The 17,308-nt window shown below is 71.3% G+C and carries 16 protein-coding genes; 13 read left to right on the forward strand and 3 right to left on the reverse strand.

Going from position 1 to position 17,308, the window contains the following annotated elements; all coding sequences use genetic code 11:
- The first annotated feature begins 15 nt into the window (after positions 1-15).
- From H7H34_RS06210 to H7H34_RS06270, 13 genes are read left to right on the forward strand one after another with little or no spacing between them, the layout of a single operon-like run.
- Complete coding sequence (locus H7H34_RS06210) at positions 16-243, forward strand: hypothetical protein (protein WP_120268984.1); 228 nt, start codon at positions 16-18, stop codon at positions 241-243.
- A gap of 33 nt (positions 244-276) precedes the next feature.
- Positions 277-1,308: an ABC transporter ATP-binding protein gene (locus tag H7H34_RS06215; protein ID WP_185924600.1), complete on the forward strand. Its 1,032-nt coding sequence runs from the start codon at positions 277-279 to the stop codon at positions 1,306-1,308.
- Positions 1,309-1,310: 2 nt separating this feature from the next.
- Complete coding sequence (locus H7H34_RS06220) at positions 1,311-2,333, forward strand: ABC transporter permease (protein WP_120268986.1); 1,023 nt, start codon at positions 1,311-1,313, stop codon at positions 2,331-2,333.
- A gap of 43 nt (positions 2,334-2,376) precedes the next feature.
- Positions 2,377-3,288, forward strand: coding sequence for a thiopeptide-type bacteriocin biosynthesis protein (locus H7H34_RS06225; protein WP_185924601.1), 912 nt, complete (start codon positions 2,377-2,379; stop codon positions 3,286-3,288).
- Positions 3,285-4,625 (forward strand): YcaO-like family protein, encoded by a 1,341-nt coding sequence (locus tag H7H34_RS06230; RefSeq protein WP_120268988.1) that lies wholly within the window; start codon positions 3,285-3,287, stop codon positions 4,623-4,625. Before H7H34_RS06225 ends, H7H34_RS06230 begins: the two co-directional genes overlap by 4 nt.
- A 14-nt stretch (positions 4,626-4,639) precedes the next feature.
- A complete protein-coding gene (locus H7H34_RS06235; RefSeq protein ID WP_185924602.1) occupies positions 4,640-5,380 on the forward strand; it encodes a hypothetical protein in 741 nt (246 codons plus the stop codon).
- Positions 5,374-7,719: a nitroreductase family protein gene (locus H7H34_RS06240; RefSeq protein WP_185924603.1), complete on the forward strand. Its 2,346-nt coding sequence runs from the start codon at positions 5,374-5,376 to the stop codon at positions 7,717-7,719. The genes H7H34_RS06235 and H7H34_RS06240 overlap by 7 nt, the downstream gene beginning before the upstream one ends.
- Complete coding sequence (locus H7H34_RS06245; RefSeq protein WP_185924604.1) at positions 7,716-8,648, forward strand: hypothetical protein; 933 nt, start codon at positions 7,716-7,718, stop codon at positions 8,646-8,648. Before H7H34_RS06240 ends, H7H34_RS06245 begins: the two co-directional genes overlap by 4 nt.
- A complete protein-coding gene (locus H7H34_RS06250; RefSeq protein ID WP_120268991.1) occupies positions 8,645-9,559 on the forward strand; it encodes a VOC family protein in 915 nt (304 codons plus the stop codon). Before H7H34_RS06245 ends, H7H34_RS06250 begins: the two co-directional genes overlap by 4 nt.
- Positions 9,556-10,926, forward strand: coding sequence for an efflux RND transporter periplasmic adaptor subunit (locus H7H34_RS06255; RefSeq protein ID WP_185924605.1), 1,371 nt, complete (start codon positions 9,556-9,558; stop codon positions 10,924-10,926). Before H7H34_RS06250 ends, H7H34_RS06255 begins: the two co-directional genes overlap by 4 nt.
- Positions 10,927-10,938: 12 nt before the next feature.
- A complete protein-coding gene (locus H7H34_RS06260) occupies positions 10,939-11,673 on the forward strand; it encodes an ABC transporter ATP-binding protein (RefSeq protein WP_185924606.1) in 735 nt (244 codons plus the stop codon).
- On the forward strand, positions 11,670-13,856 hold the full coding sequence (locus tag H7H34_RS06265) for a hypothetical protein (RefSeq protein WP_185924607.1): 2,187 nt from the start codon (positions 11,670-11,672) through the stop codon (positions 13,854-13,856). The genes H7H34_RS06260 and H7H34_RS06265 overlap by 4 nt, the downstream gene beginning before the upstream one ends.
- On the forward strand, positions 13,850-14,683 hold the full coding sequence (locus H7H34_RS06270; protein WP_185924608.1) for a ChaN family lipoprotein: 834 nt from the start codon (positions 13,850-13,852) through the stop codon (positions 14,681-14,683). The genes H7H34_RS06265 and H7H34_RS06270 overlap by 7 nt, the downstream gene beginning before the upstream one ends.
- On the opposite strand, the gene H7H34_RS06275 is transcribed toward H7H34_RS06270, so the two are convergent.
- The 3 genes from H7H34_RS06275 to H7H34_RS06285 form a co-directional block, all read right to left on the reverse strand.
- On the reverse strand, positions 14,661-15,224 hold the full coding sequence (locus H7H34_RS06275; protein ID WP_185924609.1) for a TetR/AcrR family transcriptional regulator: 564 nt from the start codon (positions 15,222-15,224) through the stop codon (positions 14,661-14,663). The two genes, H7H34_RS06270 and H7H34_RS06275, sit on opposite strands and share 23 nt — an antisense overlap.
- 106 nt (positions 15,225-15,330) lie before the next feature.
- On the reverse strand, positions 15,331-16,041 hold the full coding sequence (locus tag H7H34_RS06280) for a class I SAM-dependent methyltransferase (RefSeq protein WP_185924610.1): 711 nt from the start codon (positions 16,039-16,041) through the stop codon (positions 15,331-15,333).
- The gene (locus tag H7H34_RS06285; protein ID WP_185924611.1) at positions 16,038-17,306 is read right to left on the reverse strand and encodes an MFS transporter; all 1,269 of its coding nucleotides are present in this window, start codon (positions 17,304-17,306) and stop codon (positions 16,038-16,040) included. The genes H7H34_RS06280 and H7H34_RS06285 overlap by 4 nt, the downstream gene beginning before the upstream one ends.
- Positions 17,307-17,308: the final 2 nt, after the last annotated feature.

A 17,308-nucleotide genomic window follows, 5' to 3' on the forward strand; every position in this document is an offset into this window, starting at 1 on the left:
CGGAAGGAGAATGGAATGCAGCATGTACTCGACATCACGGCCTCGTCCGCGCACGCGGCCGTCTACGAAAGCTACATCGAGGAAACGGAGCCGATGCTGGCCCGGGCGACCACCAGCGACTGCCTGTCGACCGGCACCACGGTCAGCAGCGGCACCGGTTCGTCGGTCGGCAGCTTCTTCTGCATCGGCTGCATAACCGGCACCGGTGGCTACGACTCGGGCTGCAGCAGCTGCCACGAATAGGCTGACGGACCGGGCCCGGGGATGATGAAGACGATGACCGATACCGCTGGTGTCGCGGCCCTGCACGGCGGAAGCTCCGCTGCGCAGAACCGCGGCCGCCTTCGCGTCTCCGGGCGTTCCGGCCCGTCGGGGCTGATGCTGGACGGGCTGCGCAAGCGCTATGGCGACCATCTGGCGCTCGATGGCGTCAGCCTCGACTGCCGGGCGGGGTCGCTGACCTCGCTGCTCGGGCCGAACGGCGCCGGCAAGACGACGCTGCTGGAAATCCTCGTCGGGCTTCGCAAGCCCGATGCCGGGCGGGCCGAAATCCTCGGCGCGCCGTTCCCCGACCTGCCGCTGGAGCGCCGGCGCCGTGTCGGCATCGTGCTGCAGCAGCAGAGCCTGCCGCCGCTGCTGCGCACCGACGAATACCTGTCGATGGTCCGCACCGCCTATCGCAGCCGCGACATCCCGATGCACCTGGTCGAGGCCTTCTCGCTCGAGGGCGCCTGGAAGAAGCGGATCGGCCAGCTGTCCGGCGGCCAGCAGCGCAAGCTGGCGCTCGTCGCCGCGCTGGTCGGCGAGCCGCAGGTGCTGATCCTCGACGAGCCGACGGCCAGCCTCGATCCGTTCAGCCGCCTGGCCTTCTGGCAGGAGCTGCGGCGGCTGTGCGACCGGGGCGAGGGCGCTTCGGCGATCCTGCTCGCCACCCACGACATGGCCGAGGCGACCGAGCTCAGCAGCGACGTGGTCATTCTGGAGAACGGCCGCGTGCGCGAAACCGGCACGCCGGACGAGCTGATCGCGCGCAACGGCGCGCCGCCGCGTCTGGCCGTGGCGCTGCGCGAGGTGGAAACCGCCGAAAAGCTTCTCGCCGCGCACCCGCAGTTGGCGGCGGACGTGAGCTTGGAGACCGGCAGGGACGGGACCGTGCATGCGGTGTTCGACGCCGGCCGGCTGGACGCGCTGCTTGCCTCCCCCTTGCGCCCGCATCTCGATCTGGCGCGCCTCAGCCAGCGCCGCTCGACGCTGGAGGACGTTTTCGTCGCCCTGCTCGGGCCGGGGCTGAAGGAGACACGGCCGTGAACATGCCGCTGCTCGCCATTCTGGTGCTCAACAATTTTCGCGAATACCTGCGGGACTTCACGTCCAGCTTCTTCACCTTCGTGTTCCCGCTGATCTTCGTCGTGATCTTTTTCATGAGCAGCTCCGGCGGCGGGGCGCCGGGCGCGCTGCCGCTGTCGCTGCAGGGCGATCTCGCCGCGCCCCAGGCGCAGGCGGTGGTCGAGGCTCTGTCCGCAGTTCCCGGCGTGCGGCTGCTGCCCGCCGGGCATGAGGCGGCGGGGACGGTCACTCTCACCGTGGGGGCGGGCGGGCGCGTGGCCCTGTCCGCGGCGGCCGACCCCTCGCTGGCGCGCGTGCTGGAGACCGCGATGCTCGCCGCCGCCGGGCGACAGGCCGGCTCCCTGCCGTTCGACTACAGTTTCGAGCCGGTGCGCAGGACCTCGGAGCTGGTGCAGCTGCTGCCGGCCTTCTTCGCCATGTCGCTGCTGCAGCTCGGACTGTTCGGCACCTCGACACCCTTGTTGCAGCAGCGCGCGCGGGGCGTTTTCCGCCACATGAAGACCCTGCCGATCACGGTCGTGCAGATTGTCTCGGCCTTGCTGGTCACCCGGCTGGCGATCGCGTTGGTGCAGATGGTCGGCCTCTATGCCATCGCCACCGGCTTCTTCGGCTTTCGCATCGAGGGCAGCGGCCTGCTCTTCGCCGCGCTGCTGGCGCTGGGCACCGGGTGCTTCGTTGCCATGGGCTTCGCGCTCGGCGGCATCATCGGCAACCAGCAGGTCGGGGTGCTGGCGACGCTGGCGATCAACTTCCTGATGCTGAGCTTCGGCAACGTCTTCTTCCAGGTGCCGCGCGACAGCGCGCTGGCGGTGGTCTCCGACCTGCTGCCGATCACCTATCTCGTCGACGGATTGCGGCAGGCCGCCACGGGCGAGCCGCAGGCCCTGCCGCTGGCGCTGGTGCTGGCCGTGCTGGCGGCCGCGACCGTGCTTCTGACGGCGGTTTCCGTCCGCTTCTTCCGGTTCGACATGGGGCAACAGGCATGAGGCCGACCAAAGGCATGGAACATGTGCAGGAGAGGCACGGCAGATGACGGTTTTGCACGGGGCGCGCTGGGCCTATTTCAAGCTCTATCCGGGCGTGTTCGGGTCCGGCTTCGACCATCTGGTCGCCAATGACCTGGCGTCCCTGCTGGGCGGCGGCGACGTCGCGAAATGGCACTTCCTGCGCATGACGGACGACGGCGGGCCGCATCTGCGGCTGCGCCTGCTGCCGGTCGATCCGGCGGTGCTGGAGCCTTTGGCCGCGCGGGCGCAGCAGCAGCTGGCAACGCTGGTCGCCGAACTGCCGTTCACGCCCGAAAGCCCGTTCACGCCGCTGGTCGCCTCGGCCGCGCCTCAGGCCGTGCAAGGGGCGGCGGCGCCTGCGCATTTCGCGCGCGCCCATGTGCAGCGCGACACCTACGAGCCGGAGACCGGCAAATACGGCACCGGCGAGATGCTGGAGATCTGCGAGACGCATTTCCAGCGCTCCAGCGAGATCGCCGTTGCGGCCATTGCCGCGGAGCTGCTCGAGGGGCGCTCGCGCAAGTGGATCGCGCCGCTGCTGATGGCCCGCTGCGTGCACCTGTTCGAGCTGCCGCGCTCGCCCCGCCAGTTCCTCAGTGACTATTGCGACTACTGGATGCGCAGCGCCGATCCCACGCAGGATCATGTCGGCCGCTTCTCCGAGCGGATCGCCGAAATCCGGGCGATCCCCTTCGACCCGCTCGACGCGGGCGCGGTGCTCGTCGCCGGCGAGAAGGACCTGCTCGCCCGCTGGGAAGCCTCGATCCGCGAGGTGTCGCGCGCTGCCCGCCGGCATTTCCCGCAGAACGACAATTTCCGCGACCAGCTTGCCTTCAACCTCTGCCACCTGATGATGAACCGGCTCGGCTTCCCGGCGGTCGACGAGGCCTATCTCGCCAGCCTCGTTGCCGCGTTCGACGGGGTGCCTGCATGATCGACGTGTTCGAGAAGGGCGACTTCCGCGCCCGCTTTCCCTGGTCGTCGATCCTCAGCCCCTCCTGCGGCATCGTCCAGAGCGTTGCCGGCATCGACGACGAGGAGCTGGGCGTGCCGGACTTCCGCCGCCGCACCGCCAAACTTTGCAACGTCTCGCTGGGCTATCCCCGGATCCGCGCCGGCGACGGATCCAGCACGGCCGAGACGCTGACTGCCGGCAGCGGCGGCGACGTGCGCGCCGACCTTGCCTATGTGCGCGCGGTGGCGGAGGCGGCGGAGCGCTATTCCAGCGCGATCTTCGACGAGCGCGATTACATCGTCGCCAGCGCCCGCGAGCTCGGCTCGGCGGCGCTCGACCATCGCCGCTGGCCGAAATGCGATGCGGCGGAACTGGCCGACCCGCGCTGCCAGCTCCATGCCTTCGATCCCGACCGGCCGATCCGCTGGGTCGAGGGCTATTCGGTGACGCAGTCGCGCACCGTCTGGCTGCCGCTCGTGATGTCGCATCTGGTGTTCGAGCTGTTGCCGGGCGAGGCGTTCTGGGCGCCGATCACCACCGGCATCGCGCTGCACAGCTGCCCCTACCAGGCGGCGGTCTCGGCGATCTGCGAGAGCATCGAGCGCGACGCCATCGCCTTGACCTGGAACTGCCGGCTGCCGCTGCCCCGCCTGTCCTTCGATGTCGAGCCGCCGGCCGAAGTCGGCGAGGCGCTGGGGCGGATCGACGGTCTGCCACTCCAGCATCATTTCCACGATGCGACGACGGATCTCGGGGTGCCGACGGTCTATCTCCTGCAGAAATACGAGGGTCACCCGCAGCTGGCGACCTTTGTCGGCTGCAGCACCGAGTTCGACCCCTGGATCGCCTGCGGCAAGGTGGTGCGCGAGGCCTGCGTCGCGCGCACGGCGATCCCGTATTTCCAGGACATTCCCGACGATCCGCTCCAGTTCACCCGCCTGGAATACGGCGCCACCTACATGGGCCGCCCGGAGCAGGCGGGTGCGTTCGACTTTCTCGCCGGTCACGACCGGGAGAGCCCGATTTCGCGGTTGGCGCCGGAGTGCGGGCCCGTCGCGCGCGAGCGGTTCGAGTGGCTGGTGCAGCGCTTCCGCGCGCTCGACTTCGAGCTGACCCTGGTCGACCTCACCACCGACGACCTGCGCGAGCAGGGCTTGAGCGTCATCCGCGCCTTCACGCCCGACCTGATGCCGCTCGATTTCCTGCCCTCGGCCCGATACCTCGGCCACGCGCGCCTCTACGACTACCCGCCGAAGGCCGGCTACGGGACGTTCCGCCGCGCCGCCGTCAATCCCTATCCCCAGCCCTTCGCGTGAGAGGAGCCGACGAGATGGCCGATTCCCTGGCGCTGTCCTCGCCCGTTTCCGGGGCCCCGGCTACCGCCGCTCCGGTGCTGCAATGCGTGATCTCCGGCGCCTTCGGCCAGCGTGTGCTGGAGGCCCTGCGCGCCGCCGGCGTGACCATTGCCGGCACCGTTGACCTCGACGGACCCTCGGCGGATCTGGAGAGCCTTGCGGCGGCCGATACGCTGGCGATCCTCGATTTCGACCGGCCGGACGTGATGGGCAGCCTTTGGGACCGCTTGTCGGTCAGCGGTTCGCGTCTCCACCTCATCGGCCTGTTCGAGGATGCGCTGACCGTCGGCCCGCAGTTCCGGGCCGGCCGGCCCGGATGCCCGGAATGCTTTGCCCGCCGGCGCCTCGCCATCTCGAGCTATGACGATGCCGGCCGCCTCGACAAGCTGAGCCGGACCTGTCTGGCCCGCATGCCGTCGGCCCGTCCTGGCTATCCGCCCTACCTGCCGGCCCTCGCCGCGGGTGCTCTTGCCGCGCGCCTGCGCCGTCCGGCGGAGGAGAATGACGGGCGCTTCCTGCGTTTTCTGACCGACGGCAGCTTTCTGGAGGAGGGGCGTCTTCTGGCGCTGCACGGTTGCCGCTGCCGAACCGCCGGTGCGGATGCTGCGGGCAACGCCGGCGCTCGGCGGACCAGCCGGCACCTTGCGGACATGCTCGGCCTTGCCGCCATGCCTGTTGCGGTGCCCACCGGAACGCGGGGGAGCGGGTCATGCTGACGGTCGAGCGCAGCCACGCCCGCGAGCTTGCCGCACAGCGGGTGACCGATCCCGAACTGCTGCGCCTGTCGGTCGAGGCGCCCTATTTCCCGCCGGATTTCCCGGTCCTGCCCTTCGGGCCCGGGCGGCTGGCGATCCTGTGCGGCGGCCGCCGCGAGGTCCTGCGCAGCACCATTCCGCTGGATCTGGTGAAGCGGGTTCTCGGCCGGTGCGACGGCACGCGTCCTGTCGGCGAGATCGCGGCGGGCCTTGCCCCGGACTTCGGCGGCACCGAGGAAGCGCTGCGCAATGTCGACGAGCTGGTGACGCTGCTGGACCGCCGGGGCCTGTTGCAGGACGGCGCGCCGCAGGCGGAGGGCGGTACGGCCTTGCGCGATCCCGAGACCGAGCGGTTCTGGGAGCAGGTCTGCGCGGCCGACAGCGTGCATCGCTCGCGCGCGTCCCTGCGCGCTGCGGTCGACCGGTTCAGCGTCTGCGTCCACGGGCCGGCGCATCTGGGGGGGGCAGCGGAAGCGGCGCTCCGGGCCGCCGGTCTGCATCTCGGCGCGGCAGGCACACAGGATGTCGCCCTGGTGCTCTATGACGGGGCGGGCGATCTTGCGCTCCCGCAAGAGGTTCTGCGCCCCGGCGGCCTCGTCCTGTTCGCCGGGGGCGGCGCGGACTGTTTCCGGCTCGGGCCGCTGGTTCCGGCCGAACGCGCGGCGACCGCTGCCGGCTGGCTGGCCGAGCGCTTCGTCGGCGGCGCGCTGGAGGCGGACGGGCAGGGACTGCGCGCGCCCGTGTTCGACGGAGTGCGCGCCAGCTTGTGCGCGGCAAAGCTCTTCCGTCTTGCCGGCGGCATCGAGCGCGGACGCAAGTTCAACTGTATTGAGCTGTTCCGCCGCGAGGGGCCGGACGGCGACCTTGCCCGCAACATCGTGCTGGTCTCGCCCTATCTCGCCGCGGACGCTGGCGACGGCGCCCCCGGCGAGGCGATGCTGGTCGCCGCCGCGCAATCGGGCATCGAGGAGCCGTTCAGCCGGCATCTCAGCCAGCGCACCTACCTGATGCACTACTCCAGCAAGAACCGGAAGCTCGCCGCTGGAACCGCGCCTGCCTTCTTCGGCGCGCCTGCTCTTGCCCTGCCTGAAGATGTCCCCCTGGAAACGAGCGTGGGAACGATGGCGGAGCGGCTGTCGCTTCTGTGCAAGTGGGCGTTCGGCGAAGAGGACGGCCGGCGCATCACGCCCTCGGGCGGCGACCTGCGCTCGGCCTCTCTTCTGGTCAACCTGCCGCGCGACAGCGACCTGCCGGCGGGGCTCTACCGCTATCGCGACACCGATCACGTGCTGGAACGGCTGGCTGGGCCGCTCGACCCGGCCGCGACCGGGGTGCCGGACACCGGGCCGGCCTTCCTGCTCGTCTCGCGGATGCGGCGGGTGGCGCGCAAGTACCAGGATGCGGCCTACAAGATCTGCGGCCTCGATGTGGGCGTCTCCAGCGCGGTGCTGATGGAGATCGCGGCGCGGCTCGGCCTCGGCCTTTGCGTGCGCAGCGACCTCGACATGCGCGCCATCGAAAGCCGCCTGCCGCTGCCCTTCATCGACGACCGCCACATGCTGTCGCTGTGCCTTGCCCCGCCGCAGGACGAGGGCAGGGGCGCAGCGCGCGCGCCGGCGACCCTTGCGCCCCCCGCCCGGCCGGGCGACCGGGAAGCCCTGCACGAGCCGCGCCTGCCTCATTGGATCGCGGCGCTCGGCAGGGCGCCGCTGCGCACGGGAGAGCCCGCGCCGGATCGGCAGGCGGCGCCGGCTCCCGCCGCCCAGTCCTCGCTGGGCTCGCTTGCGCAGATGCAGCAGGTGCTCCTTGCGCGCCGCGCGGTGCGGATGCTGCCACCGGTGCCGCTGCCGCCGGAAACGATCCTCGCTCTGCTGGCCGAGGCGCAGGCCGGCGTTGCCCGCCATGCCCCGGACATCGCCCGCCATGTGCGCATCCACGCCGTGGACCGGGCGCGGGGCCTTGTCGCCGATGCGGCGGACGGCGGGCCGCGCTGGCGGCCGGGCGTCGGCGACACAAGGGTCTTCTGGCAGGCGGTGCCCGACATGGCGCCGGCCATGCTGGTTGCCGGGCTGGAGATGGAGCCGCTGGCGACAGGCTTCGGTGCGCCGGGCTATCGCTATGCGCTGCAGGCCGTCGGCGCGGGCCTGCACCTTGCCTGGCTCGGCGCCTGCGCGCGCGGCCTGCAGGGCACCCTGCTCGGCGGCGTCTTCAACGAGGGGCTGAATGCCTGCTCTGCCGACGAGCGCTGGCGGATCGCCCCGATTGCCGGACTTGTCTTCGGGGAGGGCGCCGTCTCGTGAGCCCGGACACCGCCAGCCTTGCAGGCCCCTCGGCCCCCTTGCTGCTGCAGGCGGAAGGGCGGCTCTTCATCATCCCGCGCCGGTCGGGTCCCTATGTCAGGGTCAGCGGCCCGCTCTCGCGCGCCGTGGTGGCGCTGCTCGGCGGGCGCGAGCGCGGCGCGGTGCTGGACGAACTGGCCGCCTCCGGTGAAGCCCGCGCACCCGCGATCCTGTCCGCCGCCGAAGGCCTGATCGCCCGTCACGCGCTGGCGCTGCCGGCGGACCGGCATGTGCCCAGCCGCCGGGGGCTTGCCTTGTCGGCGGCGATGGGCGCGCTGGCCCTGGCCTCGCTCATGCTCTGCGCCGGCTTTCTCGTCGCACTGTTTGCGGGAACGGCGAGGGAGGGCGGCTTTCCCCTCTCGTTGGCAACGCTCGGCTGGTTGCTCGCGCTCGCCCCCGGTCTCGTCGTCCTGCACGAGCTGGCGCATCTGCTGACGGCGCGGCTGTTTGCGGTCAGGCCCTCCGCCGCCGGGTTCCACCGCGGGCGCTTCGGCCTGCCGATGCCCTGGCTCGACCTGCGCGAGGGGTGGAAGCTGGCGCCGCGCGATCATGCGCTGATCCATCTGGCCGGGCCGGCCTGCGACCTGCTGCTCACCGGGGCGGCGGTGCTGGCGCTCTGGCGCGCAGGGGCGCCGGTCGCCTGGCTCCAGGCCTGCGCGCTGGCGGGGACCGGCTTCCTCTTCGCCAATCTCAATCCCTTTACCCGGAGCGATCTGGTCGGCGCCTGCCGTGCCGCCCTTGCCGATCCCGACTACGGCCCCTGCCGCCTGGTGCGCGGGCGTCCCGTCGGCCCGCCGGCGCTCCGGCGGCTTGCCGGCCTCTATCTCGCGGTGCTGGCGGTCCTGCCCGCGCTTCTGTGTCTTGCAACCCTTGGAAAGATCCTGCGATGAAAGCTCTCGTCTCCGTCCTGCTGGGCGTCCTGCTCGCCGTCGCACCGCCGGCGCTCGCGCAGCACGCGGTCGCGCCTCCCGGTCTCAGCGGGCCGTCCGCCGGTCCCATCGCCGGCGCCAGCGAAAACGTCGAGACCGTCGGCTTCGTCCGCATCGCCGTGGAGGACGTGCCGGCGACGGCACAGTGGCTGACGGACGAGATGGGCTTCACCCTGTGGCAAATCGGCGAGCGGGCCAGCGGCGAGCAGAGCGTCATGGTGATGCTGCCGTCGGGCCAGAGCGTCGAGTTCTTCAGCCGCCGCCCGTTTTACGAGCGGCTGGAGATGAAGGGCGCGCGCACCGTCTCCCTGTCGCTCTATGTGCGCGATATCGCCGCCGCGATGATGGCGCTGGCCGCGACCGGTGTTCCGACCACGGACATCGTTCCCCTGCATGCGGGCGGCGAGACGACCTATCCGAAGATGTTCGACCTGCTCTTCGTCCGCTCGTTCCAGTTCCCGCTGTGGAACTTCAGCTTTGCGCAGCGCGATGCCGAGGGCATCGAGAAGGTGCGGGCCGATTATCCCCAATACGACGACCGCAAGTGGCAGGAGCATGGAAACGGCGCCGACGGACTGGCCGAGGTCTGGTTCGGCGTTCGCGATCTGGAGGCGAGCGAGCGCTCGCTGGCCGAGCTCGCCCTGATCGCGCGCACGCAGGAGCAGGGGCCGGGCGAGCGCGTCTATGCGCTGGACGGCATGGTCCTGCGCCTCGTCTCGCCCGATCATCCCGAGCGCGGCGAGGAGATCGCCCGGCGCATCGAGGCCGGCGGCGAGGGCGCGTTCCATATCGTCTTCCGCTCGGATGCCGGTACGGCCGCATCCGGCGCGCGCGCGATCCCGGGAAGCGAGCTGCTGCTGGAGGTTCGATGACCTTGCACGAGGCGCCGCGCCCGCATCCCTTCGTGCGTCCCGCCCCGGGTACCGGCGGCGGGCCGTCCGCTGCCGCCGCCACGGCGGCGCAGGAGCGGCTGGAGGCGATGGACCGGCCGGTCCGGCGGCCGGTGTGGAAGGCGGTGCTCCTGTGGGGCGCGCTTGCGGCGGCCTGCAGCGCGCTGATCGGGCTGGCCGCCGCCCGTCTCGACTGGTCCGATGATCGCGTGGTCGAGGTGGCGCGCGGCGATGTGGTGCTCGACCGGGTGCGCCTTGGTGCCTTCCAGCCGGTTCTGCATGCCACCGGCCAGGTCAAGCCGCGCACCTCGGTTGCGCTCCAGAACAGCATTTCGGGTCGGGTCGATGCCGTCCACGTCAAGCCGGGCGACCGGGTGAGTTCGGGCAAGCTCCTGTTCGAGCTGTCCAATCCCGAGACGGAGATGAGCTTCTTCAATCTCGAGGTCCAGGTCGCCGAACAGCTCAACGCCCTGACCCAGCGCGAGCAGAGCCTGGAGCGCGGGCGCCAGGAGGACGAGCTGGAAGTGCTGCGGCTGACCAACGAGATCGGCGAGATCAAGATCCAGCTCGAGCGCCGCCGTCAGCTGCTGAGCCGGGGCCACGACAAGCCCTTCGAGGTGGAGGCGCTGGTGCGCCAGGAAGGCCATCTCGACACCGTTCTGGAAATGCGCGTGACCATGCTGAAGTCGCGCATTCAGTGGCAGACCGACCAGCTGCAGCAGGCCCGCACCCTGTCCGGCAACCTGATGCGCAATCTGGAGACCGCGCGCGAGTCCCTCGACGCGCTGAACATCCGCGCCACCATGGACGGCACCCTGTCGGACTTCAGCGTCAAGCGCGGCGAGGTCGTGGAGCGCGGCAGCAACCTGGTGACGCTGTTCGAGCTCGGCACGCCGATCATCGAGGCGGAGGTCGACGAGATCTATCTCGACCGCATCTCGGTCGGCGACGAGGCCAGCTGGCGCGATGTGCAGGGCGCATGGCGGGCGCTTCGGGTGCGGCGGATCCTGCCGGAGGTGATCGACGGCAAGATCACGCTGGAGATGGACTTCGTCGACGCGCCGCCCGAGGGGCTCGTCCACGGCCAGCGGCTCGACATCCAGATCCGCACCCGCGCGCTCGCCGAGGACGTGCTGATCGTCGCCAATGGCGGCTTCCTCGCTCAGACCGGCGGCAACTGGATCTTCGTTCTGGACGAGACCACGGGCCGGGCGGCCAAGGTCCCTGTCGAGATCCTCGCCACCACCCGCGAGGAGGTAGCGCTGAAGACCGGCCCGGCGGCGGGCAGCGCCGTCGTCGTCTCCTCCTATCTCGGCCTGTCCGAGGCCGACTATCTCAGGATCGAGTGAGCAGGACGCGTCATGCAGATCGAGCTTCACGGCGTCACCAGGCGCTTCCGCAGCCGCGATGTCGAAACCACGGCGCTGAACGGGCTGTCGCTGGAGATCCCGTCCGGCCGCCTCACCACGGTCATCGGTCCGTCGGGCTGCGGCAAGACGACGATGCTGGCGATCATGGGCCTTCTGGAGGTGCCGGACGAGGGGGAGGTGCGCTTCGACGGCGAGCCGGTCTCCCGTCTTGGCCGCCGGCGTCGTCTGGAGCTGCGCCGCGAGCGCGTCTCCTTCATCTTCCAGTCGCTGAACCTCATCGAGGAGATCTCGGTGACCGAGAATGTCGCCCTGCCGGCGCGCTACATGTCGTTGCCGGCGCGCGAGTGCCGCCAGCGGGCCGAGCAGGCGCTGGAGGAGCTGGGTCTGGGGTTCCGCGCCGGCCATTTTCCCTTCCAGCTTTCGGGCGGCCAGCGCCAGCGGGTCGCCATCGCCCGGGCGCTGGCGATGCGCTCGGACCTGATCCTCGCCGACGAGCCGACCGGCAATCTCGACCGGGAAAGCAGCGCCAGCGTGCTGGAGGCGCTGCTCGCCTGCCGGGCGCGCGGCACCACCATCGTTCTGGTCACCCATGATCCGGACATTGCCGAGCTGGGCGACTTCGTCATCGAGATGCAGGGCGGCCATGTGGTGCGGGGCCGGGCCGGGGAGCTGGGCAACCGCCAGCCGGCGTCCTCCGGCCGCTGGGTCGAGGCGATCGCCACATGAGCGCGCTTGCCGGCGAAATGGCGCAGGAGCGGCCCCCTGCCGGTGCGCTCCCCGGCGACAGCGCGGCCCCGCGTGCGGCCTCCGCCGACATGCTGGTGCTGCGGCTCGCGCCCCTGCCGGCGGAGGTGCTGGAGGGGCTGGTGTCGCCCGCCTTTCGTGCGGCGCTTGCCGCCGCTGGCGCGGGAGACGGCCGCGCGGGGCAGGAGGTGGCCGGCGCTTTGCCCGCCGAGCTCGAGCGCATTCTGGCGGCGCTTCGGGCCATGACGCTCGATGCCCACGCCCGGTGGGTGCTGGACGAGGTGCAGGAACGGCTCGACCGGCTGGCAGGCACCCTCGGCAAGCCGTCGGAAAAGCCCGGCCGCCGGTTCCGCGCCGCGATGCGGGCCCTGCGCTATCTCTCGCGCGTCTCGCACAAGACCAGCCCCTTCCAGCGTTACATGGCTGTCGGCATCTGCGAGGGCGATGGCGCCGCCAGCACCGGCGGCCCGGTCCGCTTCGAGCTGGAAAGCCGCGAGCGCCTGGCGCAGGAGTGGATCGCGGTGCTGCGGCACGGCCATGCCGATGCGCTCGGCCAGGGCGGCCTGTTCGAGCTCGCCGGAGAGCTCTCCGCCGATGCGGACCGGCTCGACGCGGAGCTGCACACCCTGATGCTGACGCGCGGCACCTTGTGGCGCACGGGGCGGCGCAAGAGCTTCACCCTGCGCGCGCCGGTCGACCGGATCTTCCGTGCGCTTTCCGGCCGGACCTTCGCGCTGGAGGAGCTGACGGCGGCCTGCGGCGAGGCGGGGCTTTCGCCGGCGGAAACGGCCGGGCTCGTCCGCGGCCTGGTCGACAGGGGCCTGGTGCGCCGTGCCCCGGCCGGCGTCAAGGCCGCCGAAGCCGCGCTGGCGGGCGCGCCCGATCCGGCGCTTGTCGGGCGCCTTGCCGCCGACCCGCTGCTGCAGGATGCGCCGCGGCTCTACCGCGATTGCTGGATGCGGCTGGACGACCGGCCGGATTATGACGTTGCCGCGATCCGCGACCGGGTCTGCGATGTCTTGCGCGACCTGTCGATGCCCTCGCCGGAGCACCGGTTGCTGCGCGACCTCTTCCAGAGCCTTGCGCCCGGTAAGGGCGCTTCCCTTCCGCTGCCGCGCCTTGCCGCCGAGATCGAGAGCGCCGCACCGCAGCTGCTGGCCCGCCTCTCCGACCTGTCGCTGGCGCAGCGTCTTGCCGCCGAAGGCCTTGGCCCGGGCAGTGGCCACCATCCGTTCTGCGCCCACGTCCAGCCGTTCCGCGAGAACGGCGCGCTGCGGCTGGTGCTGAACGGCACTTTCGACGAGCCGGTCTGGCTCCTGTCCCGCTACACCCAGGGCGAGGATGGCAAGGCGCTGGCGATGCGCCGCCGCCTGCGCGCATGGCTGGCACGGCAGACCGAGCTGACCAGTGAGCGCTTCGTCGGGCTGTCGCGCGGCGGCGAGGTGAGCAGCCTGCAGCGCCACGGCGGTCTTGCCGAGCGCTATCTCGCCGGCTTCGCCCCTTCGGGAGATCCGACGCCGGTCCTGCCGCTTGCCGATTGTCATGTCTCCCTTGCTCCCGGCGGCCGACGGCTGCAGGTGACGGACGGCGAGGGCCTGCCGGTGCGGTTCGTCAATTTCGGCAGCGTCCTGCCGTCGCCCGCCTGGGGCCTGCACTACTGGCTGATCCACCTGACCGCGCCTGTCGCCGTCATGCGGCCCGGCCTCGACAAGGGCTTCGTCGGCGACGAGACCGCGCCCCGCCGCCACCGGCCGCGCGAGTATCGCGGCGACTGCGTGCTCTTTCGCGAGACCTGGTACGAAACCTCGCAGGACCTTCTGGACGCGGTATGGAAGGGCGAGGGCGAGGCGCATCTGCCGACGGCCACGGCGATGACCGCGCTGGCGCGATATTTCCACGAACGCGGCATGCCGGCGCAGGTCTTCGTCGCCCGCAAGCCGGGCATGGACTGGCATGCCAGCAACTCCATGGCCAACCGCCACCGCAAGCCGCAATGGATCGACATCGCCAATCCCGTCTGCGTCGCCCTGCTGCGCCGGATCCTGCGCGAGAGCCGGACCGTGGTGTTCCAGGAGGTGCTTCCCGGCCCGCAGGACCGGCTCGCCCGCGCGGGCGGGGGATCGCATGCGGTGGAGCTGCATCTGGAGGCGAGCCTGACATGGTAGGCGCGGTGCGGGGTCTCATCGCCGCTCTGTTTCTGGCGCTCGCCCAATCCGCGCTCGCCCAGCCAACGCCCGCCGACATCGTGATCCTCGGCGAGGTGCACGACAACCTGGAAACCCACCTGGCCCAGGCACGCCGGATCGAGGAGCTGCGCCCCGCTGCCGTCGTCTTCGAGATGCTGTCGCCGGATGCCGCCGACCGCGCCATGCGGGCCGACCGGACGGACCCGGCCGCGCTCGCGGCGGCAACGCGCTGGCATGAGACGCGCTGGCCACCCTTCGATCTCTACGCGCCGGTGTTTCTCGCAGCCCGGGAGGCGGCGCTTTTCGGCATGGCGGTGACGTCCGGCGAGGCGCGCAAGGCGGTGTTTCTCGGCGCGAGCGCGGTCTTCGGGGCGCAGGGCGCGCGTTTCGGGCTGGACCGGCCTTTGCCGCGGGAGGAGCAGGCCGCGCGCGAGGCGCTGAAGCTGCAGACCCATTGCGGGGCCCTGCCGCCGGTGCTGAGGCGCGGCTTCGTCGAGGCGCAGCGCCTGCGCGATGCCGCGCTGGCGCAGGCCGCGCTGTCCGCGTTGGCGGCGCACGGCCCCCCCGTCGTGGTGATCACGGGCCATGGCCATGCCCGCAAGGACTGGGGCGTGCCCCGGCTGATCGCGCGTGCCGCCCCGCACGTCACCGTCCACTCGGTCGGCTATGTCGAGACGGAGGACGGGGCGCCCTTCGACGAGACGGTTCTGGTGCCGGCCACCCCGCGCGCCGATCCTTGCGCGCGCTCCGTCCGCCCTCGGGCCGATGCCGCTCCCGGAAAGCTCAGTCGCCGGCCGCCGCCGTGACCGGCACCAGGCCGAACCGCGCCTCCAGCAGGGCGATGTCGACACCGTCGTCCGCGTTGCCGTCCGCCGCCTGCTCCCCGACCAGCCGCCGCATGCCGAGCCCGCGCAGCGCGGAGAGGAACATCGTCACGTCCGGATCGCCCGGCGGCCGGCCGTAATAGGCCGCGACCCTGGCGTCGAACCGGGCCATGTGCTCGTCGACCAGGACTTTCAGCTCCGGTTCCAGCTGCGCTTCCAGGATCAGGCTGAGGAAGAATCGCATCCGGCCGGGATTGGAGGTCAGGACCGCCAGCCCCTTGCGGATCGCCTCGGGGGCAGGGGGCGCGGGCGGCGTCCCGCCGGCATCCGCGTGGTGCGGCAGGTGGCCCTGCAGCAGGCCCTTGATCAGGTCGATCTTCTTGGGAAAGTAGTAGGTCAGGTGCGACTGGCGCACGCCGGCCGCCTTTGCCACCTGCGGCTGGGTGAACTTCTTCACCCCATAGGTCTGCATCAGGTCCAGCGCGGCCCTCAGGATCTTTTCACGTACTGGATCGTCCGCCATGGACCCCTCCATGAAAGCATCTGCGCACCCGCGTCGGCGCGAAAGCGGGACGACCGACACGTAAGCCATCGGCCCGGCGAACGGAACCCGCTGCGCGTCGCCCGCCTTACTCCGCCTCGGGGCTTCGGTAGCTCGCCAGCGCGTGATAGTCGAGCGCCCGGAAGAATGGCTGCGGCTCGTCGAAGCCGGCCGTGCGAAGCAGCTCGGCAAGGCGCGCGGCCTCCGCCGCATCCCAGCTGCCGCGGATCCGCTTTTCCATCGTCGCGGCTTCGCTGTCTGTCTGCCCGGCGAGCAGGGCCCAGGCGCGATAGGCCGGGTCGAACGTGCCGCCCTCGGGCAGGTAGTCGAGATGGAACAGGCCGGCACCGGGCGCCAGCCGCGCCGCGATGGCGCGGAAGAAGGCGAGCTTGTCGCCATCGCCCTTGATGAAGTGGCTGACCAGATGGGCGATGCAGGCGTCCGCACGAAGGCCTGCATCCGCATCCTCCACCGTTCCCTCGACGATCTCCACCCGGTCGCCGAGGCCCGCCTTCGCAACGCGCGCCTTGAGGATCGCCAGCATGTCGGGCGAGGGCTCGACGGCGATGAAGCGCCAGCCGGGCCGGTGGCTAGCCTGGATCAGGATCTCTGTCCCGGTGCCGGCCCCCGCGACGAGGATCGTCGCCTCGTCCGGCAGCCCGGCGGCAAGGCGCGCCAGCGTCAACTCGTGGGCGAGGCGGTATCCGGGCACCAGGCGGTCGATGCGCGTTTCGTAGGTTTCGGCGAAGGCGGCGGAAAACAGCGTCGAGGTCTTGGCCGCGGTCTTGGAAGAGGTCATGGGCGGGGCTCCACGGGCGTTGCGAATGTGTCGGCGGTGTCGGGATGCGGCGCGCCGAGACGCGCCAGTGCGGCCGCGACGAGCAGCAGGGCGATGCAAAGGGCCGGAACGGCGGCGAAGGAGTGCGCGTTGAGGACGGCGCCGAGCAGCGGCCCGCACGCCATGCCGAGGCCCTGAAACGTCGCGTTGATCCCGGCTGCCTTGCCTTGCGCACGCGCCGGGGCGCTCAGGCTGATCGCGCCGAGATTGCCGGGAAACAGCAGCCCCAGCCCGGCGCCGAACACCATCATCGCGGCCAGCAGGGAGACCGGCCCGGTGGCGGCCCAAAAGCCCGCCATCGCCAGTGCCGCCAGCACCGCGCCGCGCAGCAGAAAGGCCCTCGGGCTCCAGGCAAGGTGCCGGATGACGATCCCCTGCACCGTGATCATGCAGATCGCGGCGGCGGCCAGGATGAAGCCGGCGCGGGAGACGGAGGCCTCCCCGCTGAGCCCGTAATAGTCCTGCAGCCGCAGGGCCATGACCTGCTGCAACGTGCCGTAGATCGCGACCGCCAGCAGCGTGATCACGAAATGCGGCCACAGCCGCGCCAGGCTCGCCGAACGGGTGTCCGCGCCCGCGCCTGTGGGCTCTCGTCCGCCCGCTGTCGGGCGCTCGCGCGTTTCGGGCAGGCACAGCCAGACGGCGAGCCCGGCGGCGAAGGCGAGCGCGGCGAGCACGGCGAAGGAGACGGTCGGCGCGCTGCCGCCGATGCGCCAGGCGACCATGCCGCCCAGGATCGCGCCCAGGCCGAAGGACGAGCCGAGAAAGCCCATGCCCTGGACCCGCTGCTGACGGCCGGTCGTGTCGGCCATGTGGGCCTGCGCCGCCGGCAGCACGCTGCCGGAAAAGGCGGCCTGCAGCACCCTGACGGCGAAGACGGCGGCAAGGGCGAGGCCGGCGGAGATCGCCAGCGACAGGCGCATCTCGACCAGCGCCGCCGTCAGTCCCAGGCAGGCGGCCGGCACCAGCATGCCGGCAAGCAGCACCGGCTTGCGGCCGGCCCGCTCCGTCAGGAAGCCCCAGACCGGCGCCGCGACGATGCCGGCAAGGGCCGACAGGCTCATGATCATGCCGGTCTCGATGTCGGTGAAGCCCATCTGCCGGCCGAGCGGCGGCATCAGGACCACGAACAGGCTGAGGCCTGCAGCCTTCAGAACGAGGGCGGTGAAGAGCGCGATCCGCGCCGAACGGGCCGGCGCGGGCAAGGAGGGGAGGGGGCGTGTCATGA

The sequence above is a fragment of the Stappia sp. 28M-7 genome (genome assembly GCF_014252955.1).
GTDB lineage: Bacteria > Pseudomonadota > Alphaproteobacteria > Rhizobiales > Stappiaceae > Stappia.